Annotated in this window: 5 protein-coding genes; 3 read left to right on the forward strand and 2 right to left on the reverse strand. The window is 71.9% G+C overall.

The features are described from left to right. Window positions 1-1374: 30S ribosomal protein S12 methylthiotransferase RimO (gene rimO, locus PLL68_RS12360; protein ID WP_324534511.1), on the reverse strand; the 1374-nt coding region annotated here is incomplete at its 3' end. A gap of 56 nt (window positions 1375-1430) precedes the next feature. Here rimO and PLL68_RS12365 point away from each other — a divergent pair. Beyond that, window positions 1431-2540 (forward strand): dipeptidase, encoded by a 1110-nt coding sequence (locus PLL68_RS12365; RefSeq protein ID WP_324534513.1) that lies wholly within the window; start codon window positions 1431-1433, stop codon window positions 2538-2540. Window positions 2541-2563: 23 nt separating this feature from the next. Here PLL68_RS12365 and PLL68_RS12370 read toward each other — a convergent pair whose 3' ends face one another. Beyond that, complete coding sequence (locus PLL68_RS12370; RefSeq protein WP_324534515.1) at window positions 2564-3265, reverse strand: ion channel; 702 nt, start codon at window positions 3263-3265, stop codon at window positions 2564-2566. A gap of 37 nt (window positions 3266-3302) precedes the next feature. Between PLL68_RS12370 and PLL68_RS12375 the strand changes: the two genes are divergently transcribed. Both PLL68_RS12375 and PLL68_RS12380 read left to right on the forward strand, forming a co-directional pair. Then, entirely contained in the window at window positions 3303-4310 is a 1008-nt protein-coding gene (locus PLL68_RS12375; protein WP_324534516.1) for a MauE/DoxX family redox-associated membrane protein, read from the forward strand. A 36-nt stretch (window positions 4311-4346) separates the two neighbouring features. Then, the coding region (locus tag PLL68_RS12380; RefSeq protein ID WP_324534518.1) for a hypothetical protein at window positions 4347-4620 on the forward strand (274 nt) is incomplete at its 3' end.

Raw genomic sequence — 4620 nt, forward strand, 5'->3', positions numbered from 1 at the left:
ACCCTCGACGAACTGACCGACCGCTGGCAGGGCGCCGTCCGCGGCCCGCACGAGGCACACCCCGTCGACGTCCGGCCCCTGGTGCTCGGCGCGGCCGATCGCCACCCCCTCGTCGTCCTCGTCGTGGTCCTCGACCAGGACGATCACCCGTTCCCCCACCCGCTCGCTCGCGCGCTGTGCCGTGAGCTCCTCGACGAGGCCGGTGATCCGCTCGACCCGCTCCAGGACCACGTGCTCGGGGAGCTTGCCGCCGAGCGACTCGGCCTCGGTGCCGTCCTCGTCGGAGTAGCCGAAGACACCGACGACGTCCATGCGAGCCTGCGTGAGGAAGCGTTCGAGCTCGTCGACGTCGGCCCCGGTCTCGCCCGGGAAGCCCACGATGACGTTGCTGCGGACCCCGGCGAGTGGCTGGCGGTCGCGCACGCGCCCGATGAGGTCGAGGAAGGGCTCGGTGCCCCCGAACCGGCGCATCCGGCGCAGCACGGTCTCGGAGGAGTGCTGGAAGGACAGGTCGTACCACGGCATGACACCGGGGGTGTCTGCCATCGCCGCGAGCAGCCCCGGGCGCACCTCGGCCGGTTGGAGGTAGGACACCCGCACCCGCTCGACACCCGGCACCGCGGTCAGCTCAGGAAGCAGCTTCTCGAGCAGGCCGAGGTCACCCAGGTCCTTGCCGTAGGACGTCGAGTTCTCGCTGACGAGGAACAGCTCGCTCACGCCCTGCTCCCCGAGCCACCGTGCCTCGGCGAGGACGTCGGTGGGACGACGGGACACGAAGGAGCCGCGGAACATCGGGATGGCGCAGAACGAGCAGCGACGGTCGCAGCCGCTCGCGATCTTCAGCGGTGCCCACGGCCCGCCCCCGAGCCGCGAGCGCACGAAGGCCTCACCGTCCCCGTGGCCGGGCAACGCCACGGCATCCGCCGCGGCGGAGCGGTCGACCGGAGACAGCGGCAGCAGCCTGCGGCGGTCGGAGGGGACGTGGGATGCCGGTCGCTCGCCGGCCAGGATCGCCGTCAGGTGGCTCGACATGTCGCGGTAGGAGTCGAAGCCGAGCACGGCATCGGCGTCGGGCAGCTCGTCGGCGAGGGTCTGGCCGTAGCGCTCCGCGAGGCAGCCCACCGCGACGACCGCCTTGGTGCGCCCCGACTCCTTGAGGTCGGCCGCCTCCAGGAGGGTGTCGATGGAGTCCTTCTTGGCCTGCTCGACGAAGCCGCAGGTGTTGACCAGGGCGACGTCGGCGTCCGCCGCGTCGTCGACGAGGGTCCAGCCCTGCGCCGACAGCCGGCCGGCCAACTCCTCCGAGTCGACCTCGTTGCGGGTGCACCCGAGGGTGACCAGGGCGACGCTGCCGCGACTCGGGGTGGAGGGCATGACGCCACTGTAGTTCCCGGCAGCGGCGCTCCGGCACGTCGCAGTAGGGTCCGGGCATGGCTTCCGAGACCGACGCCCGCGTTCACGACCTGCTCCGGCACCACCCCGTGATCGACGGGCACAACGACCTGCCGTGGGAGGCCCGGGAGCGGGTCGCCTACGACTGGGCCGAGCTCGACATCGCGCTGCCCGGGCAGCCGACCCACACCGACATCCCCCGGTTGCGAGCCGGCGGCGTGGGCGCCCAGTTCTGGTCGGTGTTCGTGCCCTCCGACCTACCCGGCAGCCAGGCGGTGACGGCGACGCTCGAGCAGATCGACGCGGTGCACGCCATGATCGCGCGCTACCCCGACGACCTCGTCGCCGCCCGCACGGCATCCGACATCGAACGAGCGATCGAGCAGGGCAGGATCGCCTCGCTCATCGGCGCCGAGGGTGGGCAGAGCATCGACAGCTCCCTGGGGGCGCTGCGGATGCTGTTCTCCCTCGGGGTGCGCTACCTGACCCTGACCCACAACGACAACGTGCCGTGGGCGGACTCCGCCACCGACACCCCGGTGGTCGGCGGCTTGTCGGCGTTCGGCCGCGAGGTCGTGCTCGAGATGAACCGCCTCGGCATGCTCGTCGACCTCTCCCACGTGTCGGCCGACACCATGCGGGCCGCACTGGACACCACCCAGGCGCCGGTGATCTTCTCGCACTCCTCGGCCCGGGCGCTGTGCGACCACCCCCGCAACGTGCCCGACGACGTGCTGGCCCGCCTGGCCGACAACGGCGGGGTGTGCATGGTGACCTTCGTGCCGTACTTCGTCAGCCAGGCGCTGCGCGACTGGGACCGCGAGCCCACCGACGCGCCCCGTCCGCAGGCGAGCATCGACGACGTCGTCGCGCACTGCGAGCACGTGCGGGAGGTCGCCGGCATCGAGCACATCGGCCTCGGCGGCGACTACGACGGCGTCGACCACCTCCCCACCGGCCTCGAGGACGTCAGCGGGTACCCCCGCCTGCTCGCCGCGCTCGCGGAGCGTGGCTGGAGCGACACCGACCTCGCCGCCCTGACGAGCGGGAACATCCTGCGGGTGCTGCGCGAGGCCGAGGCGCGGGCTGCTGAGCTCTCCACCGCGCGCGGCCCCAGCCTGGCCCGCATCGAGGACCTCGACGGCTGAACGACGACGGCGGCGGCGCTTGCTCAGCTGCGGGCGCGCATGACGGTCAGCGCCACCAGGCGCGAGATGACCATGGCGACGTACATGACGCCGGCGAGCTGCTCGACGGTGCCGATGGCTCGTGCGTGCGGCCGGATCGGCCCGACGTCGGACAGGCCGACACTGGTGAGGTTGGCCCCGGAGTAGTAGATGAGCTCGAGCAGGGTCCGTTTCCCGGGCCCGTCGAACGAGGTGAACGACTGCGGGTAGACCTCCTGGATGGCCATGAAGAGGTAGGCGAAGGCGAACACGAGCACCGTGAAGCAGGCACCGACGGCGAACAGCTCGTCCTTGGTGACCCACGAGTCCTCGAACATGTACGAGATGAGCGCGTACGCCGTGTAGAAGTAGAAGACGGCCAGCGCCGAGTGGGCCAACGCCACCACCGTCGAGCTGTCGTCGATCAGGCTCCAGATCTCGAAGACCGCCGCCGGCAGGGCCAGCGTTGCCGAGAGCCACGTCAGGGCCGGTGTGCTGCGCACCGTGAACACGGCGATGATGAGCGCTGACAGGCTGAGCAGCGAGATGACCGCAGCCCCCCACGACGACGACTCGAGCACGGGAAGCAGGAGGATGACGAGGATCTGCACGGCGAGCAGGAACGCCGACGGCTGCTTGCGCAGCGTGGCCTTCCATCGGTCGGTGCGCGAGGGCGCTTCCTGAAGGTCCTCCCACATCAACGGCATGGCCACAGCCTAGGACCGGGTGCGAGAGAATGCCGCCATGCCGAGCGCCCTCCTGCTCCCCGTCCTCACGTGTGCCGTCGTGCTCCTCGTCAGTGGTGTCGCCAAGCTGCGCGATCCGGATGCCGTCGACACGGCTTTCGTCGACCTCGACGTCCCAGCGGGGCTGCGTCACCCGCTGCTGCGCCGGGCCCTCCCGTGGGTCGAGATCGCCCTCGGGGTGTGGCTCGTGCTCGCGACCGGCTCGGCCCTGGTGGTGGTCGCGGCACTGACCCTGGGGTTGTTCCTGGCCTACCTCTGGCTCGTCGTGCGGGCGGTGCGCATGCCGGAGGCGGTCGACTGCGGCTGCTTCGGCGCCCTGGGCGACACCCGGGTCACCGCCGTCACCGTGTGGCGCAACATCGCCCTCGTGGCGAGCGCCGCCCTGTCGCTGGCCCTGGGGCTCAGCGGCTCCGGCGTGCTCGCGGCCCTGCTCGAGGACCCGTCACTGTGGGGGTGGCTTGCGACCGCGGCCCTGGCGGCTGCGGTGACCGGCCTGGTGCTCTACCGACCGACGGCGGCGGATCCGGTCACCGCCGTCGACGGCGTGGTCACGGGCGAGCTGCCCGTCGACGACGACGGCGACTACCTGCCGACCCCCGCGCCGGTGGCCCAGCTGCTCGACGAGGCCGGTGCTCTCGTGCTGCTCTCCCGCGAGACGCCGGCGGCTGCGCACCTGCTCATCTTCCTCAACCCGGGGTGCGGGTCGTGCGAGGCCGTCAAGCCCTTCGTCGCCCAGTGGAGCCAGGACCTCGCACCCGTGACGGTGCGGGCCGTGCTCATGGTCGCACCGGCTGCGTTGACGAGCACCTGGCCGGATCTGAGCGGCCTGGCCTGGTTCGACCCGAACGGTGTTGCCCGCCGCGCCTTCGGGTGCGCCACGCCGGGTGCCGTTCTCATCGGCACCGACGGCAACCTCGCCGGAGGCCCGGTCAACGGGGCCCAGGCGGTCACGGAGTTCGTCGACGAGATCGCTGAGCAGCTGCGGGCGGCGCACGTCACCGGGTGAGTCCACGCGTCGCCGCGGCTGGGTGACGATCGGGGGATGCCGTCCGACGCCCAGTCCACGCGCGGGGTGACCGTGCTGTTGCGGCCCTCCTGTGGATGCTTCGGCCGCATCGGCGACCAGCGAGTGACCGCCCGCACGGTGGCGGCGGTCGTCATCGCGGCGCTCGCCGTGTTCATCCTCGGCAACGCGGCGCAGACCCCCAAGGTGGCGCGTCCCGCCGCCGGCGCCGCGGGGTGGGCACGTGACCTGGGCCCCGTCGAGCTCACCGTCGTGGTGCCCAGCACCCCGGCCGAGCTGGCTCGGCTACCCG

Source organism: Ornithinibacter sp., from assembly GCF_035443565.1.
Taxonomy (GTDB): domain Bacteria; phylum Actinomycetota; class Actinomycetes; order Actinomycetales; family Dermatophilaceae; genus Fodinibacter.

Bases quoted from the DNA above. Each gene is read 5' to 3' on its own strand.
- PLL68_RS12365 (WP_324534513.1), top strand. From the start codon at position 1,431: ATGGCTTCCGAGACCGACGCCCGCGTTCACGACCTGCTCCGGCACCAC.
- PLL68_RS12375 (WP_324534516.1), top strand. From the start codon at position 3,303: ATGCCGAGCGCCCTCCTGCTCCCCGTCCTCACGTGTGCCGTCGTGCTC.
- PLL68_RS12370 (WP_324534515.1), bottom strand. From the start codon at position 3,265: ATGCCGTTGATGTGGGAGGACCTTCAGGAAGCGCCCTCGCGCACCGAC.